The sequence below is a fragment of the Streptomyces kanamyceticus genome, assembly GCF_008704495.1.
In the GTDB taxonomy this organism is placed as follows: Bacteria; Actinomycetota; Actinomycetes; order Streptomycetales; family Streptomycetaceae; genus Streptomyces; species Streptomyces kanamyceticus.
The window spans coordinates 6,113,398-6,129,615 of sequence record NZ_CP023699.1 but is presented as its reverse complement, the minus strand read 5'-3'; the positions used below and the strand labels follow the sequence as shown (position 1 = coordinate 6,129,615).

Here is a 16,218-nt window from a genome sequence, read left to right as displayed (position 1 = left end):
TTTCCTCCGGGCGCTTCCCTTCGGTATTTCGTGTTTCCAACCTTACCAGATCCGTTTTCCGTTCCGTTTCCGGTTCGGATTTCATTTCCGGTGGCCGTTGGAGGGCCTTTGCCTTTCGGCTGATCTGACTTTATCAGAAGTTTTTGGCCGGACTTACCGGCTCAAGATTTCCGATGCGATCGGGATGGCTTCTCGATTAATGAAATTCAAGAAGCAGGGAGATGTTAACCGTTGCCGCCGGACTTGTCCAGCTCTAGGCAACTGTTCGAATCTACCTCCCCAGTCCTTCCGTGTCAACGGTTTTCTTGGGGCGAGGAGGAGACTAGCAGCTCAGCGGGGCCGTACGCACATCACGCTGCGAGGGGGACCTCGGAGCTGCGGTCGGATCCGTCCAGGTCCCCCGTTTCACCCGCGCGTGCCGCTCGGCCGCCAAGGACGTAGACGTACGCGAAGAAGGCCAGTTCAGCGGCGACGCCAATGCTGATGCGGGCCCAGGTCGGCAGGCCGGAGGGGGTGACGAAGCCTTCGATGGCGCCGGAGACGAAGAGGACCAGGGCCAGGCCGATCGCCATGCCGAGGGCCGCTCGGCCTTCCTCGGCGAGGGCCGTGCGGCGGATGCGCGGGCCCGGGTCGATGACGGTCCAACCCAGGCGCAGGCCCGTACCGGCCGCTACGAAGACGGCGGTCAGTTCCAGGAGGCCGTGCGGGAGGACCAGGCCGAGGAAGGTGTCGAGGCGGTCGGCCGAGGACATCAGGCCGATGCCCACCCCGAGGTTCAGCATGTTCTGGAAGAGGATCCAGATGACGGGGAAGCAGAGGAAGGCGCCAAGGACGAGGCACATCGCGGCTGCCTGGGCGTTGTTCGTCCAGACCTGTGCCGCGAACGAGGTCGCGGGATGGCTGGAGTAATACGTCTCGTACTCGCCGCCGGGGCGGGTGAGCTCGCGCAGTTCGCTGGGGGCGGCGATCGATGCCTGGACCTCGGGGTGCGTGGCGATCCACCAGCCGATGACGGCCGCGAGGACCGTCGAGAGCAGGGCCGTGGGGACCCACCAGTGGCGGGAGCGGTAGACCGCGGCGGGGAAACCGCGTGCCAGGAAGTGGGTCACGTCGCGCCAGGAAGCGCGACGGGTGCCTGTCACAGCACTACGCGCGCGTGCCACCAGGTGTGTGAGGCGGCCGATGAGTTGCGGGTCCGGGGCGCTGGACTGGATCAGGGACAGATGCGTCGCGGTGCGTTGGTAGAGGGTGACGAGTTCGTCGGCCTCCGCTCCGGAGAGGCGGCGTTGGCGGCGCAGCAGGGCGTCGAGTCGGTCCCACTCGGCTCGGTGGGCGGACACGAAGACGTCGAGGTCCATCGGGTGGCTGCTCCTCGTACTGCGGCGCGTGGCTGTTCAGCTTGGCAGACTGGCCAGTCCGAGGGCAGGGCAGGGAAGGGCGGCGGGCGTGAGTGAGCTTGTGACAGGTGAGGCGGTGGCGCTGGAGCTGCGTCCCGCGAAACTGCCGAGTCGGGCCCTTGCGGTGCTGATCGACCTGGTCGTGGCGTGGACCGTCTATCTCCTGGTGACCGTCGGGATCCTCGCCTCGACCGCCTCGCTGGACGACGCCGCGGCCGCAGCTGTCGCGGTCGCCACCTTCGTACTCCTTCTGATCGGCGGGCCCATCGCGGTGGAGACGCTCAGTCACGGGCGGTCGCTGGGGAAGCTGGCGTGTGGGCTGCGGGTGGTGCGGGACGACGGCGGTCCGATCCGGTTCCGACACGCGCTGGTGCGCGGGGCCGTCGGGGTCATCGAGATTCTGATGACGTTCGGGGTCGTCGCGTGCGTCGCGTCGCTCGTGTCGGCGCGCGGGCGGCGGCTCGGGGATGTGTTCGCGGGAACGCTCGTCGTGCGTGAACGGGTGCCTTCGGGGCAGGGGGCGTTCGTTCCGCCGCCTCCGCCGTGGCTGGTCGGGCAGTTCTCCGGGCTTGATCTGTCCGGGGTTCCCGAGGGGCTGTGGCTGGCGATTCGGCAGTACCTCACGCGGATGAGGCAGTTGGACCCGCAGGTGGGCTGGGCGATGGCGGAGCGGCTCGCCACCGATCTGGCGGAGCGGACCGGAGCTCCCGCGCCACAGGGCGTTCCTCCGGCGGCCTATTTGGCCGCTGTCGTGAATGAGCGGCAGGCTCGGGATGCGCGGCGGGCGTTTGGGCAGGCGGAGCCGTCGTACGCGGGATACGGCGGGTATGGAGGAGGGGCCGGAGCTGAAGCGGGTGCCGGGGCGGGTGCCGGGGCGGGCTCCCCTGCTGTCTTTCCCCCGCCCGTGACGCCTGTGTCCGCACCTATCGCCGCGCCTGCGCCCGCCGCTTCGCCTTCGGCTGCCGAGGGGGCCTCGCCTCCCGCCACGGGGTTCGCGCCGCCCGCGTAGGCGGCGGAGCCGGGCGGGTCGTGCGCGCGTCGTCAGGCGAAGGCCGACGGCGGGGATTCGAGGTGTTCGAGCTCGATGCCGGGGGCCGAGAGGACGACGTCGCCGGTGAGGTGGACGGCGTGCTGTTCGCCGGTGTCCAGGGCTGTGACCTGGTATTCGTCCACGGTCAGCGGGCCGTTGTCAGTGGCGTGTGCTTCTCTTTTCAGCAGGGTCCAGGACTGGTCGAGGGTGCGGGGGGCCAGGACCGGATCCGTGAAGGCGACCAGGCGTAGACGGGTCGCGGGGGAAGCGGGGGTCAGGCTCAGGAGCCGGGCCGTCGCGACGAGGAAAGCGGGGGACGTGCCGGTGAAGGCGTGAGCGGGGGCGTTGTTCTCCTCCGCGTGTTCGCCGGTGGGGTCGGTGCGGACCCAGGTGACGCCGTTGAGGGCCGCGGCGCGGACCTGCCAGTCGCCGGCGTGGAGTTCGAGGCGGATGGGGCGGCCGTGGTCGTCGATCGCGAGGTCGACGGAGCCCGCGGGGTCGCCCGAGGGGGTGGTGCGTTGGGAGACGTAGCGCCAGCCGGAGGGGCCGGGGGCGCAGTGGAAGTGTTCTTCACCGAGGGGGGTGTGATCGTGCGGATCATGGAGCGAATATCGGCCGCGGGGCATGGGTCTCGGTCCTCGGTCCTGTTCCTGGCGTGAATCTCGTCGGCCACGACGCGTGGGCCGCAATTGCCGGCCGCGCATGTGGGTCACGAACGTGGGGCGCAAAGGGGCAGGCCCCCGCCGCGGGGGCGAGGGCCTGCTGAAGTGGTGCTGACCGGCGGCCGGTCGACCGTCAGTAGCGGTAGTGGTCGGGCTTGTACGGGCCCTCGACCTCGACGCCGATGTACGAGGCCTGCTCGGGGCGGAGCGTCGTGAGCTTCACGCCGAGCGAGTCGAGGTGGAGGCGGGCGACCTTCTCGTCCAGGTGCTTGGGGAGCACGTAGACGTCGGTCGGGTACTCGTCCTGCTTGGTGAACAGCTCGATCTGGGCCAGCGTCTGGTCCGCGAACGAGTTGGACATCACGAAGGACGGGTGGCCCGTCGCGTTGCCCAGGTTCAGCAGGCGGCCCTCGGAGAGCACGATGAGGACCTTGCCGTCGGGGAACTTCCAGGTGTGGACCTGCGGCTTGACCTCGTCCTTGACGATGCCCTCGATCTTCGCGAGGCCGGCCATGTCGATCTCGTTGTCGAAGTGGCCGATGTTGCCCACGATCGCCTGGTGCTTCATCTTGGCCATGTCCGAGGCCATGATGATGTCCTTGTTGCCGGTCGTGGTGACGAAGATGTCGGCCTTGTCGACGATCTCGTCGAGCGTGGTGACCTGGTAGCCGTCCATCGCCGCCTGCAGCGCGCAGATCGGGTCGACCTCGGTGACGATCACGCGGGCGCCCTGACCGCGCAGGGACTCCGCGCAGCCCTTGCCCACGTCGCCGTAGCCGAGGACGACCGCGGTCTTGCCGCCGATGAGGACGTCGGTGGCGCGGTTGATGCCGTCGATCAGCGAGTGGCGGCAGCCGTACTTGTTGTCGAACTTCGACTTGGTGACGGCGTCGTTGACGTTGATCGCGGGGAAGAGGAGCGAGCCGTCGCGGTGCATCTCGTAGAGACGGTGGACGCCGGTCGTGGTCTCCTCGGTCACGCCGCGGATCTCCGAGGCGAGCTGGGTCCACTTCTGCGAGCCGTCGGTGATGGTGCGGTTGAGGAGCTGCAGGATGACGCGGTGCTCGTCGTTCTCCGCGGTGTCGACCGAGGGGACCTTGCCGGCCTTCTCGTACTCGACGCCCTTGTGGACGAGGAGGGTGGCGTCGCCACCGTCGTCCAGGATCATGTTCGGGCCGCCGGTGGGGGTGTTCGGCCAGGTCAGGGCCTGCTCCGTGCACCACCAGTACTCGTCGAGGGTCTCGCCCTTCCAGGCGAAGACCGGGATGCCCTGGGGGTTGTCCGGGGTGCCGTTCGGACCGACCGCGATGGCGGCGGCCGCGTGGTCCTGGGTCGAGAAGATGTTGCAGGAGACCCAGCGGACCTCGGCGCCGAGGGCGACCAGGGTCTCGATGAGGACGGCGGTCTGCACGGTCATGTGCAGCGAGCCCATGATGCGGGCGCCTGCCAGCGGCTGGGTGGCCGCGAACTCCTTGCGGATCGACATCAGGCCGGGCATCTCGTGCTCGGCGAGGGTGATCTCCTTGCGGCCGAACTCGGCGAGGGAGAGGTCCGCGACCTTGAAGTCCTGGCCGTTGATGAGAGTCATGAGTGAGCTGCTCCTCGTGGATGTGTCGAGGGGTGGACATGGCTGACCTGCGGCATCGGGCACAGGGGTGTGCCGACGCGCGCAGCGCAGTCCGTCGGAGGCCCTCTCTCCCTCGGACGATCCGTGCGCGGACCGCCCGACCGCCATCAGCAGCGACGTCTGGCTCCCCACAAAGCTACACCGATTGGCCCAGCTAGCCCCAGCCCGCCTCCAGGCACGTCATCACTGGCACAGAGGCCGTCAGACCCGGACGATTTGGGACCTTTGCGCTTTTGATCCTGCGCTTATGTGTTGCAGGATCAGCTTGAGATCGGGAACATGCGCGCGATCTTGTTCGACAAATGTGTTTGGGCGTTAGGAGATCCACGTGACCAGTCCGGCCGACCCCCCGATAGGCGGGGCCAGCAGCGGGCAGCGGAAGGTGAAGCTGCTCGCGGTGACCGCCTGTCCGACCGGCATCGCTCACACGTACATGGCCGCGGAGAAGCTTTCGCAGGCCGCGGAGAGCCTCGGCATCGACATGAAGGTGGAGACACAGGGTTCCATCGGGGCCGAGAACGTACTGACTGACAACGATGTCAGAGATGCCGACGGCATCATCATCGCGGCCGACAAGGACGTGGACCGCAGCCGGTTCGTGGGCAAGCGCGTGCTGTCCGTCGGGGTGTCCGAGGGCATCAGCCACCCCGAGCGGCTGATCGAGCAGGTGCGGAGCGCGCCCGTGCACGGCGGGGGCGGTGGCGGCGGTTCCGCCGAGCCGCTCTCCGGTGGCGGCGGGGGCAAGGAGCGGAGCCTGGCGTACAAGGCGCTGATGAACGGCGTCTCGTACATGATTCCGTTCGTGGTGGTGGGTGGGCTGTTGATCGCCATCTCGCTGGCGCTCGGTGGCGACGCCACGTCCAAGGGCTATGTGATCCCGGAAGGGACGTTCTGGGCGCACGTCAACGCGATCGGCGTCATCGGCTTCACCTTGATGGTGCCGATCCTGTCGGGATACATCGCGTACGCCATCGGAGACAGGCCCGCGCTGGTGCCGGGCATGATCGGTGGCTGGATCGCCAACACCGGTTCGCTGTACGACTCCGAGGCGGGCGCGGGCTTCATCGGGGCCATCGTCACCGGCTTCCTCGCGGGCTATCTGGTCCTGTGGATCAAGAAGGTCAAGGTCCCGAAGTTCGTCCAGCCGATCATGCCGATCATCGTGATCCCGATCGTGGCGACGAGCGCGCTCGGGCTCTTCTTCATCTACGTCATCGGCAAACCGATCGCCTGGGTCTTCGAGCACCTGACCGACTGGCTCAGCGGCATGACCGGCACCAGCGCGATCCTGCTCGGCGCGATTCTCGGGCTGATGATCGCGTTCGACATGGGCGGCCCCGTCAACAAGACGGCGTTCCTGTTCGGTGCGGGGCTCATCGCGACCGGCAACCAGACCGTCATGGGCATGTGCGCCGCCGCGATTCCGGTCATGCCGCTCGGGCAGGGACTCGCCACGCTGATCCGCAAGCGGCTCTACTCGCAACAGGAACGCGAAACCGGCATGGCTTCGTTGTTCATGGGCTTGTTCGGGATCTCGGAAGGTGCCATCCCCTTCGCGGCCGCGCGGCCCGCGCAGGTCATTCCCGCCAACATGCTCGGCGGCGCCGTCGCCGGTGCGATCGCCGGTATGGCGAGCGTGAAGGACGCGGTGCCGCACGGTGGCCCGATCGTGGCGGTCCTTGGCGCCGTCGGCGGCGTACCGATGTTCTTCGTGGCCATCGCCATCGGTTCGGTCGTCACCGCGCTCACCACCGTGACGCTGGTCGACCTCAGCGAGCGCAGGCGGCGCGGTGCCCCGCTGCTCGACGTGCCCGGCGGGCCCGAGCCGGTGCTCGCCGGGGTCGGGGCCGCCGCGGGCGGTGCGGCGGTCGCGGCGGACGGTCTCCAGAAGGCCCCTGCCGCTGCGGCCACGACGTCGGCCCCGGTCCCGGAGCCCGCCGGTGAAGTCCTCTCCGGTTACCTCACCGAGCGGACCGTCAAGGTCCAGCTGACCGCGGGCGACAAGGAGGCGGCGATCCACGAGATGGCCGAACTGCTCGCCACCACCGGCAAGGTCAACGATGTCGAGGAGCTGGTGCGGACCGCGCTGCGGCGCGAGGCGCAGGGCACCACGGGACTCGGCGAGGAGATCGCCATCCCGCATGCCAAGACGGATGCCGTGGACTCGCCGCTCGTCGGGTTCGCACGGTCGTCCGAGGGCATCGAGTGGGGCGCGCTCGACGGCACGAAGGCCAAGTTGATCTTCATGATCTCCGTGCCGGAGGCGGCCGCCGGGGACGAGCACCTGCGGATCCTCGCCCTGCTGTCGCGGAAGTTGATGGACACCGGGTTCCGTGAGCGTCTTGAGGCGGCGCCGGACGACGCCGCGATCCTCGACGTGCTGCGTGAGGTCCGGTAGCTCCGACCGTCGCTTTGCGTAACGTCGATGGGGCCCTGCACCGAACCGGTGCAGGGCCCCATCGCCGTACGTACGAAGAAGAACTCAGTGGCTGCCGGGCGCCTTCGCCGGGTTCGTGCCCGCGGATGCCGCCGACTCGCTGTAGATGTCCGGTTCGAGGTAGATCACGCGGGCGATCGGGACCGCGGCGCGGATGCGCTCCTCCGCGGCGTTGATCGCGGCGGCGACCTCCGCGGCCGTGTCGTCGTGCTGGACGGCGACCTTGGCGGCGACGAGCAGTTCCTCGGGGCCGAGGTGGAGCGTGCGCATGTGGATGACCTTGGTGACCGTGTCGCCGTCGACCAGGGCCTGCTCGATCTTGGTGACTTCCTCGGTGCCCGCGGCCTCGCCGAGCAGCAGGGACTTGGTCTCCGCGGCGAGGACGATCGCGATGAGGATGAGCAGGATGCCGATGCAGAGCGTGCCGATGCCGTCCCAGACGCCGTCGCCGGTGGCGAGCGCGAGGCCGACGCCGCCGAGGGCGAGGACCAGACCGACGAGCGCGCCGAGGTCCTCCAGGAGGACGACGGGCAGCTCGGGGGCCTTGGCGCGGCGGACGAACTGCGTCCAGGTGAGCTTGCCGCGCGTCTGGTTGGACTCCTTGATGGCGGTCCGGAAGGAGAAGCCCTCCGCGATGATCGCGAACACCAGGACCCCGACGGGCCAGTACCAGTGCTCCAGCTCGTGCGGGTTCTTGATCTTCTCGTAGCCCTCGTAGATCGCGAACATGCCGCCGACCGAGAAGAGGACGATCGAGACGAGGAAGGCGTAGATGTAGCGCTCGCGGCCGTAGCCGAAGGGGTGTTGCGGGGTCGCCTCGCGCTGGGCCTTCTTGCCGCCGAGGAGCAGCAGGCCCTGGTTGCCGGAGTCGGCGAGCGAGTGGACGCTCTCGGCGAGCATCGACGACGAGCCGCTGAAGATGAACGCGACGAACTTCGCCACCGCGATCGCGAGGTTCGCGGCGAGTGCCGCGACGATCGCCTTTGTTCCGCCTGACGCGCTCATAAGTGCGGGGTGTCCCTTCGCCTTCGTACGTACCGACCACGGCGCCCGGGCAGTGCTGTGCTTTGCCCGGGCTTTGCGGTGGGTCATTGTTGCAGCACGAGAGGGCCTTGGTACGTCAGGCCACCACAGTGGCACGGAAAACCGTGCCGACTCCAGACACTTCGGCCTTTTCGCCCGCGGGGACGAATGCGGACTGACCGGGTTCCAGGGCCAGTTCGCCCGCGCGGACCGCGCCCGCCGTGCAGAGCAGGATCTGCGGGGTCGCGGCGGTGAGGTCGTGCGCGGTGGCGCCCTCGGGCAGGACGAAGCGGGAGAGGCGGAACTCGTCGATCGGGGTGTCGTAGACCTCTTCGCCGTCGGGGGACGCCTCGGGGCGCAGGACGCCGGGGTCGGTCGCCTCGAAGCGGACGATGCGCAGGAGTTCGGGGACGTCGACGTGCTTGGGGGTCAGGCCGCAGCGCAGGACGTTGTCGGAGTTGGCCATGATCTCGACGCCGAGGCCGTCGAGGTAGGCGTGCGGGACTCCGGCGCCGAGGAACAGGGCCTCGCCGGGCTGCAGTTGGACGTGGTTGAGGAGCATCGCCGCGATGACGCCCCGGTCGCCGGGGTAGTGGTGGGCGATTCCGGCGTACGCCGTGTAGGCACCGCCGAGGCGCTGGGCGGCGGAGGTGACCTCGGCGACCGTCTCGGCCATCTGCTCGGGGTCGGCGCTCAGGACGGCCGTCAGGACCTCGCGCAGCGCGGCCTCTTCGGGGTGCGCGCGCAGCAGGTCGACGTACGGCTTGAGGGAGTCGACGCCGAGCCCTTCCAGGAGCGTGGCGGTCTCGACGGGGTCGCGGAAGCCGCACAAGCCGTCGAACGGCGTGAGTGCGCAGATCAGTTCGGGCTTGTGGTTGGCGTCCTTGTAGTTGCGGTTCGCGGCGTCGATCGGGACGCCGCGGCGCTCCTCCTCCGCGTATCCCTCCTTCGCCTGCGCGAGGTTGGGGTGCACCTGGAGGGAGAGCGGGGCGCCCGCGGCGAGGATCTTGAGGAGGAAGGGCAGGCGCGGGCCGAACTTGGCGACCGCTTCCTTGCCGAGCTCGTGCTCCGGGTCCGCGTCGATGAGCTCGTTGAGCGCGCCGCGCTCGGTGCGTGACGGCGCGCCCGGGTGGGCTCCCATCCACATCTCGGCCTGCGGCTCACCGCTCGGCTCGACGCCGATGAGCTCCGCGATGGCGGTGGTGGAACCCCAGGCGTAGGGGCGGACGGTGTTGGTGAGGCGGTCCACGGAGGGGGGCTCCCTTGCTACGTACGCGAATGCTGAACTGCGGCGATGACCAGTGCGGTGGTCATGATCCGTCCCCCGAGGCGAGCGCCAGGTAAACGGCGGCGAAATCCGTGACGGCGATCAGCTCCGCCAGGGCTTCGAGGTCGTCGGCGCTCTCCGGCTCCAGCTCGCTGAGCGCGACGTCGTGGCCGTGCGCGAGCTCGCGGGCCGCGGGCGCCGCGGTGAGCCCTCCCGCGTCGGCGGGCCGGTCGCGGAGCAGCACCACGCGCGCGCGGAGCGCCGCCGCGTCGTCGACGCGGTCGCGGAAGAAGTCGTCGGTGTCCTCGCCGCCCGTCGGATTGCCCGCGAGCAGGGCGCCGTGCGCGGGCAGCGCCTCGGGCAGCTCGGCGGCGAGGGCCGCGTGCCCCGCGAGCTCGGCGAGCGTGGCGGCGAAACGGCGGCCCGCGGCGCCCGCGGACTGGCCCTCGGTCCAGATGAGCGGCAGCGCGTCGGCAAGCTCGACGGCGAGCGTCTTGGCGGGATTGCTGTACGTCGCGATGGCCGGACCGCAGCGTTCCGCGACGCTGTCGAGCCGGTCGGCGACCTTTTGCAGGGTGTCGACGGGGGCGGTGATCAGGCCGGTCCTGTCGAGGAGTACGAGCAGCGGTACGAGCAGCGCCCACAGGGTGCCCGGGGCGCCGGGGGCGGCTTCGTCCTCCACGCGGCGCGCCTCGTAGGAGGCGGTGAGGCGGGTGGTCTCGTCGTGCGCGCCTTCGTAGGCGCCGTACGGCGAGGTGGCCATCGGGACGGTCAGGCCGTGGCTGCCCTCCACGCCCTCGGCGAGCGGCGAGCGGGCCGGGGCGACCGCGACGACCGTGCAGCCGCGCCGGTACGCCTGCTCGGCGAGGAGCGAGAGGCCGGGCTCCGAGCCGTCGGGGGTGGCGATGAGCAGCAGGTCGACGGGGCCCACCCAGCCGGGCAGTGCCCAGCGCAGGGCGCCCGCGGCGGGGGCGACGCCGGTCGGGGCGAGGCGGACGACCGGGCAGCCGCCGCCCGCGAGACCGCCGAGCAGATCGGCGACGCAGGTCGCGGCGGTGCCGGGGCCCGCGATCAGGATGGCGCGGGGGCGGCCGTCGGGCTTGAGGTCGGTGAGCCCCGCCTCCGCGGAGTGCCGGACCGCCGTACGGACGCGGGCGCCCGCCTCGGCGGCGGCCCGCAGCAGCCCGCGGCGGTCCGCGCGGGTGAGCGCCTCGGGGGCGTCAAGGAGTGACTCGTCGAGCATGGGGCCTCCGATCGCCGTGCGCGGCTTCCTGCCTGTGCTGGTCGTACGCCGTCCCGCGCCGTGCGCGCCCTCTGTGGGGGCGGGGCGGCGGCCGCGGGCCCTTACGCGGGGCGGCGGGCCTCGTCGACCAGGAGCACGGGGATGCCGTCGCGGACCGGGTAGGCGAGACCGCATTCCTTGGCGTCCGCCGTGCAGATCAGCTCGGTGTCCGTCTCCTTGAGCGGGGCGTGACAGGCCGGGCAGGCGAGGATCTCCAGGAGGCCGGCTTCGAGCGGCATGGGGTGGGTCCCTTCAAGCTGAACGAGTGGGTTGTCGCGCGGCCGCGGGGCGGGCTGCCGTGGTGCGGGATTCCGGTCGGATTTCCGAGCGGGATCCGTGCCGTGGCGACGCGGGATGCGGCCTGGTCAGCCTACCTCCGTGTGGGGCGGGGCGGAGGGGGATGGAGGGGGTGGAAGGGGGCGTAAGGGTGGGGGTGGGTGGTCGGTGCGGGGGCTGTCGGTGCGGGCCGACCCCGGCAGGAGCTGGCCAGTGCGGGGCTGTCGACGCGGGCCGACCCCGGCAGGAGCTGGCCAGTGCGGGGCTGTCGACGCGGGCCGACCCCGGCAGGACCTGGCCAGTGCGGGTCGGCCCCGCAGGGGCACGGCGCAGACCGACCGGCATGCGCAGGCCGACAGGCGCATAGGCATCGGGCGCACACCGACCCGTGCAGGAACGTCGACACAGGCCACTCCGCGCAGGAGTTGCCCCGCAGACCGACCCGCGCAGGAGCTGCCCGCGCAGACCGACCGGCACGAGAGTTGTCGGCGCAAGCCGACCCCGCAGGAGCTGCCCCACGGGTCAACCCCCGCGGAGACATCGGCACAGGCCAACCCGCGCGGGACCATCCCCGCAAGCCGACCGTCGCACAAGCATCAGCGCACGCCGACCCGCGTCGACCGACCGGCGCGGGCAGCGCGACCGCGCCGGGGCTGGACCCTCAGGCGTCAGCCGCGCCCTCAGCCCAGCCCCAGAGCCCTCAGAGCCCTCAGAGCCCTCAGAGCCCTCAGAGCCCTCAGCCGCGGATGATCGCCAAGGCCTCGTCCCGGGCCTTGGCCATCGTCGTCTCGTCCCGGGCCTCCACGTTCAGGCGCAGCAGGGGCTCCGTGTTCGAGGCGCGGACGTTGAACCACCAGTCGGCGGCGGTCACCGTGAGGCCGTCGAGTTCGTCCAGGGTGACGCCCTCCTGGCCCTCGTACGTCGTCTTGATCGCGGCGAGGCGCACGGCCTGGTCGTCGACCGTGGAGTTGATCTCTCCGGAGCCCGCGTACCTGTCGTACTGCGCGACGAGCGCGGACAGCGGGCCGTCCTGGCCGCCGAGGGCCGCGAGGACGTGGAGCGCGGCGAGCATGCCCGTGTCCGCGTTCCAGAAGTCCTTGAAGTAGTAGTGCGCGGAGTGCTCGCCGCCGAAGATCGCGCCGGTCTTGGCCATCTCCTCCTTGATGAAGGAGTGGCCCACGCGCGTACGCACGGGCGTGCCGCCGTTCTCCTTCACCACCTCGGGGACCGACCACGAGGTGATGAGGTTGTGGATGACCGTGCCCTTGCCGCCGTGCCGGGCGAGCTCGCGCGAGGCGACCAGGGCGGTGATGGCCGACGGGGAGACCGGGCCGCCGTTCTCGTCGACCACGAAGCAGCGGTCCGCGTCGCCGTCGAAGGCGATGCCGAGGTCGGCGCCCTCCGCGCGCACCCGCGCCTGGAGGTCCACGATGTTGGCCGGGTCCAGGGGGTTGGCCTCGTGGTTGGGGAAGGTGCCGTCCAGCTCGAAGTACATCGGGATGACGTCGAGGGGCAGTCCTTCGAGGACGGTGGGGACCGTGTGTCCGCCCATGCCGTTGCCCGCGTCGACGACGACCTTGAGCGGGCGGATGACGCTGAGGTCGACCAGGCCGCGCAGGTGCGCCGCGTAATCGGTGAGGGTCTCGCGCTGCGTGAGGGTGCCAGGGGTGGCCGCGCTCTCGGGGGCGCCGGACTCGCTCCAGCCCTCCACCAGGGCGCGGATCTCCGCGAGGCCGGTGTCCTGGCCGACCGGTGCGGCGCCCGCGCGGCACATCTTGATGCCGTTGTACTGGGCGGGGTTGTGCGAGGCCGTGAACATGGCGCCCGGCAGGTTCAGCGCGCCCGACGCGTAGTAGAGCTGGTCCGTCGAGCAGAGGCCGATCTCCGTGACGTCGACGCCGCGCGCGGCCGCACCGCGCGCGAAGGCCCGCGAGAGGCCGGGCGACGAGGGCCGCATGTCGTGCCCGACGACGATCGCGTCCGCCGCCGTGATCTGCGCGAAGGCCGCCCCGAACAGCTCGGCGAGCGACTCGTCCCACTGATCCGGGACCACCCCGCGGACGTCGTACGCCTTCACGATCTGGGACAGATCAGCAGTCACAGCCAACCCTCTCTACGGTTCTGCTAGCTCAGCGAGTACGGAGAGTTCTCCCCGGTCACCACAAAAGTACCTGCTGCCGCCGACAGCGGACCGGGCCTCCCCGGAAGCGGCCTCACGGCAGCATCCAGCCGAGCACCGCCGTGCTCTGGCCCACCACGATCAGGCACATCACCAGGAGCAGTCCCAGGCTCCACGGCAGCACCTTGCGCAACAGGTCTCCCTCCTTGCCCGCCAGGCCGACGGCGGCGCACGCGATCGTCAGATTCTGCGGGGAGATCATCTTGCCGAGTACGCCGCCGGAGCTGTTGGCCGCCGCGAGGAGCTCCGGGGAGAGCCCGGACTCCTTGGCCGCGGTCACCTGGAGGGCGCCGAACAGCGCGTTGGCCGAGGTGTCGGAGCCGGTGACGGCGACACCGAACCAGCCGAGCACCGGTGACAGGAAGGCGAGACCCGCGCCGGCCGCCGCTACGTAGTGCCCGATCGTGGCGGCCTGCCCCGAGAGGTTCATGACGTAGGCGAGGGCCAGTACGGACGTCACGGTGAGGATCGCGAAGCGCAACTCGTGGACGGTGTCGACCCATTCCCTGACCGCCACGCGTGCGTGCACCCCGATGACGGCGGCGGTGGCCACCCCGGCGAGCAGCACGAGCGTGCCGCCCGTCGACACCAGCGGCAGCGAGAACACGTTGCCGCCGACCGGCTTCCCCGTCGGGTCGACCACGTCCAGGAAGGGCCAGTCGAAGGTGCGGGTCGCCTTCGCGAGCAGGTCCTTGACGGCCGGGATCTGGGCGAGCGAGAAAACGGCGACGATGAGCGCGTACGGGGCGTAGGCGCGCAGCACTTCGGGGCGCGGGTCGTCTTGGTCGAGGTCTTCGCTGCGTACGCCGGTGAGGACCGCGGCGCGGACGGGCTCGGTGGCCGGTTTACGCGCGGAGGGGACCGCCACCAGGGCGCCCGCTCCCGCCAGGGCCGCCCCGATGTCGGCGAGTTGCGCGGAGACGTAGTTGGAGGCCGCGAACTGCGCGACGGCGAAGGCGAGTCCGCAGGCCAGCGCCGGTGCCCAGGTCTCGCGGAGCCCGCGCCGTCCGTCGACGAGGGCGACCAGGAGCAGCGGCACGACGAGCGCGAGCAGCGGCGTCTGGCGGCCGACGACGGTCGCGACGGTGTCCAGGGGCAGGCCCGTCACCTGAGCCAGCGTCACCACCGGGGTGCCCATGGCGCCGAAGGCCACGGGCGCGGTGTTGGCGACGAGGGCGACGACCGCGGCGCGCACCGGGTCGAAGCCGAGGGCGACGAGCATGACCGCGCTGATCGCGACGGGCGCCCCGAATCCGGCGAGCGCCTCCAGGAGCGCGCCGAAGCAGAAGGCCACCACGAGCGCCTGGATGCGGGGGTCGTCCGAGAGCCGTCCGAAGGAGCGGCGCAGGATGTCGAAGTGCCGGGTGCGGACCGTCATCCGGTACACCCACAGGGCGTTGACGACGATCCACAGGATGGGGAAGAGGCCGAAGAGCGCCCCTTGCGCGGCGCTGGAGGCGGTCTGGCCGAGCGGCATGCCGTACGCGAGCCAGGCGACGAGGACGGCGACGGCGAGACCGATGAGACCGGCCCGGTGGGCCTTCATGCGGACGGCGCCCAGCAGGACGAGGACGGTCAGGAGAGGCAGGGTCGCGACGAGTGCGGACAGGCCGAGCGAGTCGGCCACGGGCTCCAGTTGCTGGGTGAACACGGGCGGCCCCCCGGTTTCCGTGATGCGGAAAGTGATCTCTCACAAGTGGGGGAATGTTCGTGTCCGCAACAAGGGCACGTCAATGGGGCGTACGCCGACTGTTGTTCAGCGATAAATAACAGGGCTCTACGGAGAGGAGGCATTCCGTACGGGGCCGTACAGATCCGTACCGATCCCTACGAGGAAACGCCGTTTCAGGAATCGGGCGAGCGCAGCACCCGGAGATGGCCGCGTCGCGCGACCTCCATCGGGTCCGCCCGCCGAGCGCCGCCGCCCGCCTCGGCCGCGCGCTGCTGCGGGCGGGCCGCCTCGCGCACCGCGTTGGCGAGGGCTTCGAGATCGTCGCCGCTGGGCCGGGCGGGGCCTGACGCGTCGGCGAGCCGGACGACCTCCCAGCCGCGGGGCGCGGTCAGCCGCTCGGAGTGCTCGGCGCACAGGTCGTAGCAGTGGGGTTCGGCGTAGGTGGCGAGGGGGCCGAGGACCGCGGTCGAGTCGGCGTAGACGTACGTCAGCGTCGCGACGGCGGGACGGCCGCAAGCGGTGCGCGAACAGCGACGTACAGGGCTCACGACGTTGGACGGTACCGCACTCTTGAGCGGGCCGCGACGACTCTCCCCGAGGTCACCCCACCGTGTCGTGCCCTCCCCGCCGCGCCGGAGTGACGCGCGGGCGCCTCGTTGACCTGCGGGGACACCAGTGGCTACTGGGGCGGGTGGTGTGGGATCCGGTCACCACATGGCGCGAATCACGTCATTTATCGCGAGGCCGACAGTCCTGGAGAGATATGGAATCGAGCCCGAGCTTGGCCGGAACGGTCAAGAAGCGACATGGCGTGCGTCGTGCGGAAAGAGCGATCTCGAGGACTACTCTTCGTCAGTGATGGACGACCCCGTACAGCCCCGCTCAGCAGACCCGAGGCCCCGCCGCCGCGACCGCCACGGCAGGGGCATGCGCGGCCCCGTCGCGCCGCCCCAGGTGCCGCTCTCGGCGAGCCGTGCGGAAGCCTTCACCGACCTGGTGCAGAACTCGGTGGAGCGGCTCGAGCGGCGCTGGCCGCAGCTCACCGAGATCGAGTTCCTGGTCCTTGAGGTGCCGCCCCTCGGCGGCTCCGACGGGAGCGACGGGGAGTGGCACGACGAGGTGGTGCCGCTCGGCGGCACGGTCACGGCGTCCGAGGGGCAGCCCGCCCGCATCATCATCTACCGGCGCCCCGTGGAGATCCGCACCAAGGGGCGCGACGAGCGTGCCGCCCTCGTGCACGAGGTGGTCGTCGAACAGGTCGCCGAACTGCTCGGCCTCTCCCCCGAGTCGGTGGACCCGCGCTACGGAGACGAGGAATGACCTCCGCCGCCCCGCGCGCGGGAACCCGCTTCTCCCTGCCTTGCCG

Annotated in this window: 13 protein-coding genes; 3 read left to right on the top strand and 10 right to left on the bottom strand. The window is 70.6% G+C overall.

The window, feature by feature from the left end; translation table 11 throughout:
* Nucleotides 1–350 precede the first annotated feature (350 nt).
* A complete protein-coding gene (locus CP970_RS26340) occupies nucleotides 351–1,358 on the bottom strand; it encodes a stage II sporulation protein M (protein WP_150494002.1) in 1,008 nt (335 codons plus the stop codon).
* Between the two features lie 88 nt (nucleotides 1,359–1,446).
* On the opposite strand from CP970_RS26340, the gene CP970_RS26335 reads away from it, so the two are divergent.
* Nucleotides 1,447–2,406, top strand: a complete 960-nt coding sequence (locus CP970_RS26335; RefSeq protein ID WP_150494000.1) for an RDD family protein — start codon at nucleotides 1,447–1,449, stop codon at nucleotides 2,404–2,406.
* A 32-nt stretch (nucleotides 2,407–2,438) separates the two neighbouring features.
* On the opposite strand, the gene CP970_RS26330 is transcribed toward CP970_RS26335, so the two are convergent.
* Nucleotides 2,439–3,053: a hypothetical protein gene (locus CP970_RS26330; protein ID WP_055553198.1), complete on the bottom strand. Its 615-nt coding sequence runs from the start codon at nucleotides 3,051–3,053 to the stop codon at nucleotides 2,439–2,441.
* 169 nt (nucleotides 3,054–3,222) lie between these two features.
* Nucleotides 3,223–4,677 carry an adenosylhomocysteinase gene (ahcY, locus tag CP970_RS26325; protein WP_055553200.1) on the bottom strand — a complete coding sequence of 485 codons (1,455 nt, stop codon included), beginning with the start codon at nucleotides 4,675–4,677 and terminating at the stop codon, nucleotides 3,223–3,225.
* A gap of 367 nt (nucleotides 4,678–5,044) precedes the next feature.
* On the opposite strand from ahcY, the gene CP970_RS26320 reads away from it, so the two are divergent.
* On the top strand, nucleotides 5,045–7,114 hold the full coding sequence (locus tag CP970_RS26320) for a fructose-specific PTS transporter subunit EIIC (protein WP_055553202.1): 2,070 nt from the start codon (nucleotides 5,045–5,047) through the stop codon (nucleotides 7,112–7,114).
* A gap of 84 nt (nucleotides 7,115–7,198) precedes the next feature.
* Here the strand turns inward: CP970_RS26320 and CP970_RS26315 are convergent, their stop codons facing one another.
* The 7 genes from CP970_RS26315 to CP970_RS26285 form a co-directional block, all read right to left on the bottom strand.
* Nucleotides 7,199–8,158 (bottom strand): cation diffusion facilitator family transporter, encoded by a 960-nt coding sequence (locus CP970_RS26315; RefSeq protein ID WP_055553204.1) that lies wholly within the window; start codon nucleotides 8,156–8,158, stop codon nucleotides 7,199–7,201.
* A gap of 115 nt (nucleotides 8,159–8,273) precedes the next feature.
* Nucleotides 8,274–9,425 (bottom strand): mannose-6-phosphate isomerase, class I, encoded by a 1,152-nt coding sequence (manA, locus tag CP970_RS26310; RefSeq protein ID WP_055553206.1) that lies wholly within the window; start codon nucleotides 9,423–9,425, stop codon nucleotides 8,274–8,276.
* Between the two features lie 61 nt (nucleotides 9,426–9,486).
* Entirely contained in the window at nucleotides 9,487–10,686 is a 1,200-nt protein-coding gene (locus tag CP970_RS26305; RefSeq protein ID WP_055553208.1) for an SIS domain-containing protein, read from the bottom strand.
* A 101-nt stretch (nucleotides 10,687–10,787) separates the two neighbouring features.
* Entirely contained in the window at nucleotides 10,788–10,964 is a 177-nt protein-coding gene (locus CP970_RS26300) for a Trm112 family protein (protein ID WP_098242904.1), read from the bottom strand.
* A gap of 773 nt (nucleotides 10,965–11,737) precedes the next feature.
* Nucleotides 11,738–13,102, bottom strand: a complete 1,365-nt coding sequence (locus tag CP970_RS26295) for a phosphomannomutase/phosphoglucomutase (RefSeq protein WP_055547546.1) — start codon at nucleotides 13,100–13,102, stop codon at nucleotides 11,738–11,740.
* 112 nt (nucleotides 13,103–13,214) lie between these two features.
* Nucleotides 13,215–14,831: an L-lactate permease gene (locus tag CP970_RS26290; protein WP_055547543.1), complete on the bottom strand. Its 1,617-nt coding sequence runs from the start codon at nucleotides 14,829–14,831 to the stop codon at nucleotides 13,215–13,217.
* A gap of 194 nt (nucleotides 14,832–15,025) precedes the next feature.
* Entirely contained in the window at nucleotides 15,026–15,400 is a 375-nt protein-coding gene (locus CP970_RS26285) for a DUF3499 domain-containing protein (protein ID WP_055547542.1), read from the bottom strand.
* Between the two features lie 310 nt (nucleotides 15,401–15,710).
* On the opposite strand from CP970_RS26285, the gene CP970_RS26280 reads away from it, so the two are divergent.
* On the top strand, nucleotides 15,711–16,172 hold the full coding sequence (locus CP970_RS26280; RefSeq protein WP_079043513.1) for a metallopeptidase family protein: 462 nt from the start codon (nucleotides 15,711–15,713) through the stop codon (nucleotides 16,170–16,172).
* The last annotated feature ends 46 nt before the right edge of the window (nucleotides 16,173–16,218 follow it).

What these genes read in the sequence shown, in the direction of transcription:
- CP970_RS26315 (WP_055553204.1), bottom strand. Translation starts at nt 8,158, where the DNA reads ATGAGCGCGTCAGGCGGAACAAAGGCGATCGTCGCGGCACTCGCCGCG.
- CP970_RS26280 (WP_079043513.1), top strand. Translation starts at nt 15,711, where the DNA reads ATGGACGACCCCGTACAGCCCCGCTCAGCAGACCCGAGGCCCCGCCGC.
- ahcY (WP_055553200.1), bottom strand. Translation starts at nt 4,677, where the DNA reads ATGACTCTCATCAACGGCCAGGACTTCAAGGTCGCGGACCTCTCCCTC.
- CP970_RS26340 (WP_150494002.1), bottom strand. Translation starts at nt 1,358, where the DNA reads ATGGACCTCGACGTCTTCGTGTCCGCCCACCGAGCCGAGTGGGACCGA.
- CP970_RS26305 (WP_055553208.1), bottom strand. Translation starts at nt 10,686, where the DNA reads ATGCTCGACGAGTCACTCCTTGACGCCCCCGAGGCGCTCACCCGCGCG.
- CP970_RS26300 (WP_098242904.1), bottom strand. Translation starts at nt 10,964, where the DNA reads ATGCCGCTCGAAGCCGGCCTCCTGGAGATCCTCGCCTGCCCGGCCTGT.
- CP970_RS26330 (WP_055553198.1), bottom strand. Translation starts at nt 3,053, where the DNA reads ATGCCCCGCGGCCGATATTCGCTCCATGATCCGCACGATCACACCCCC.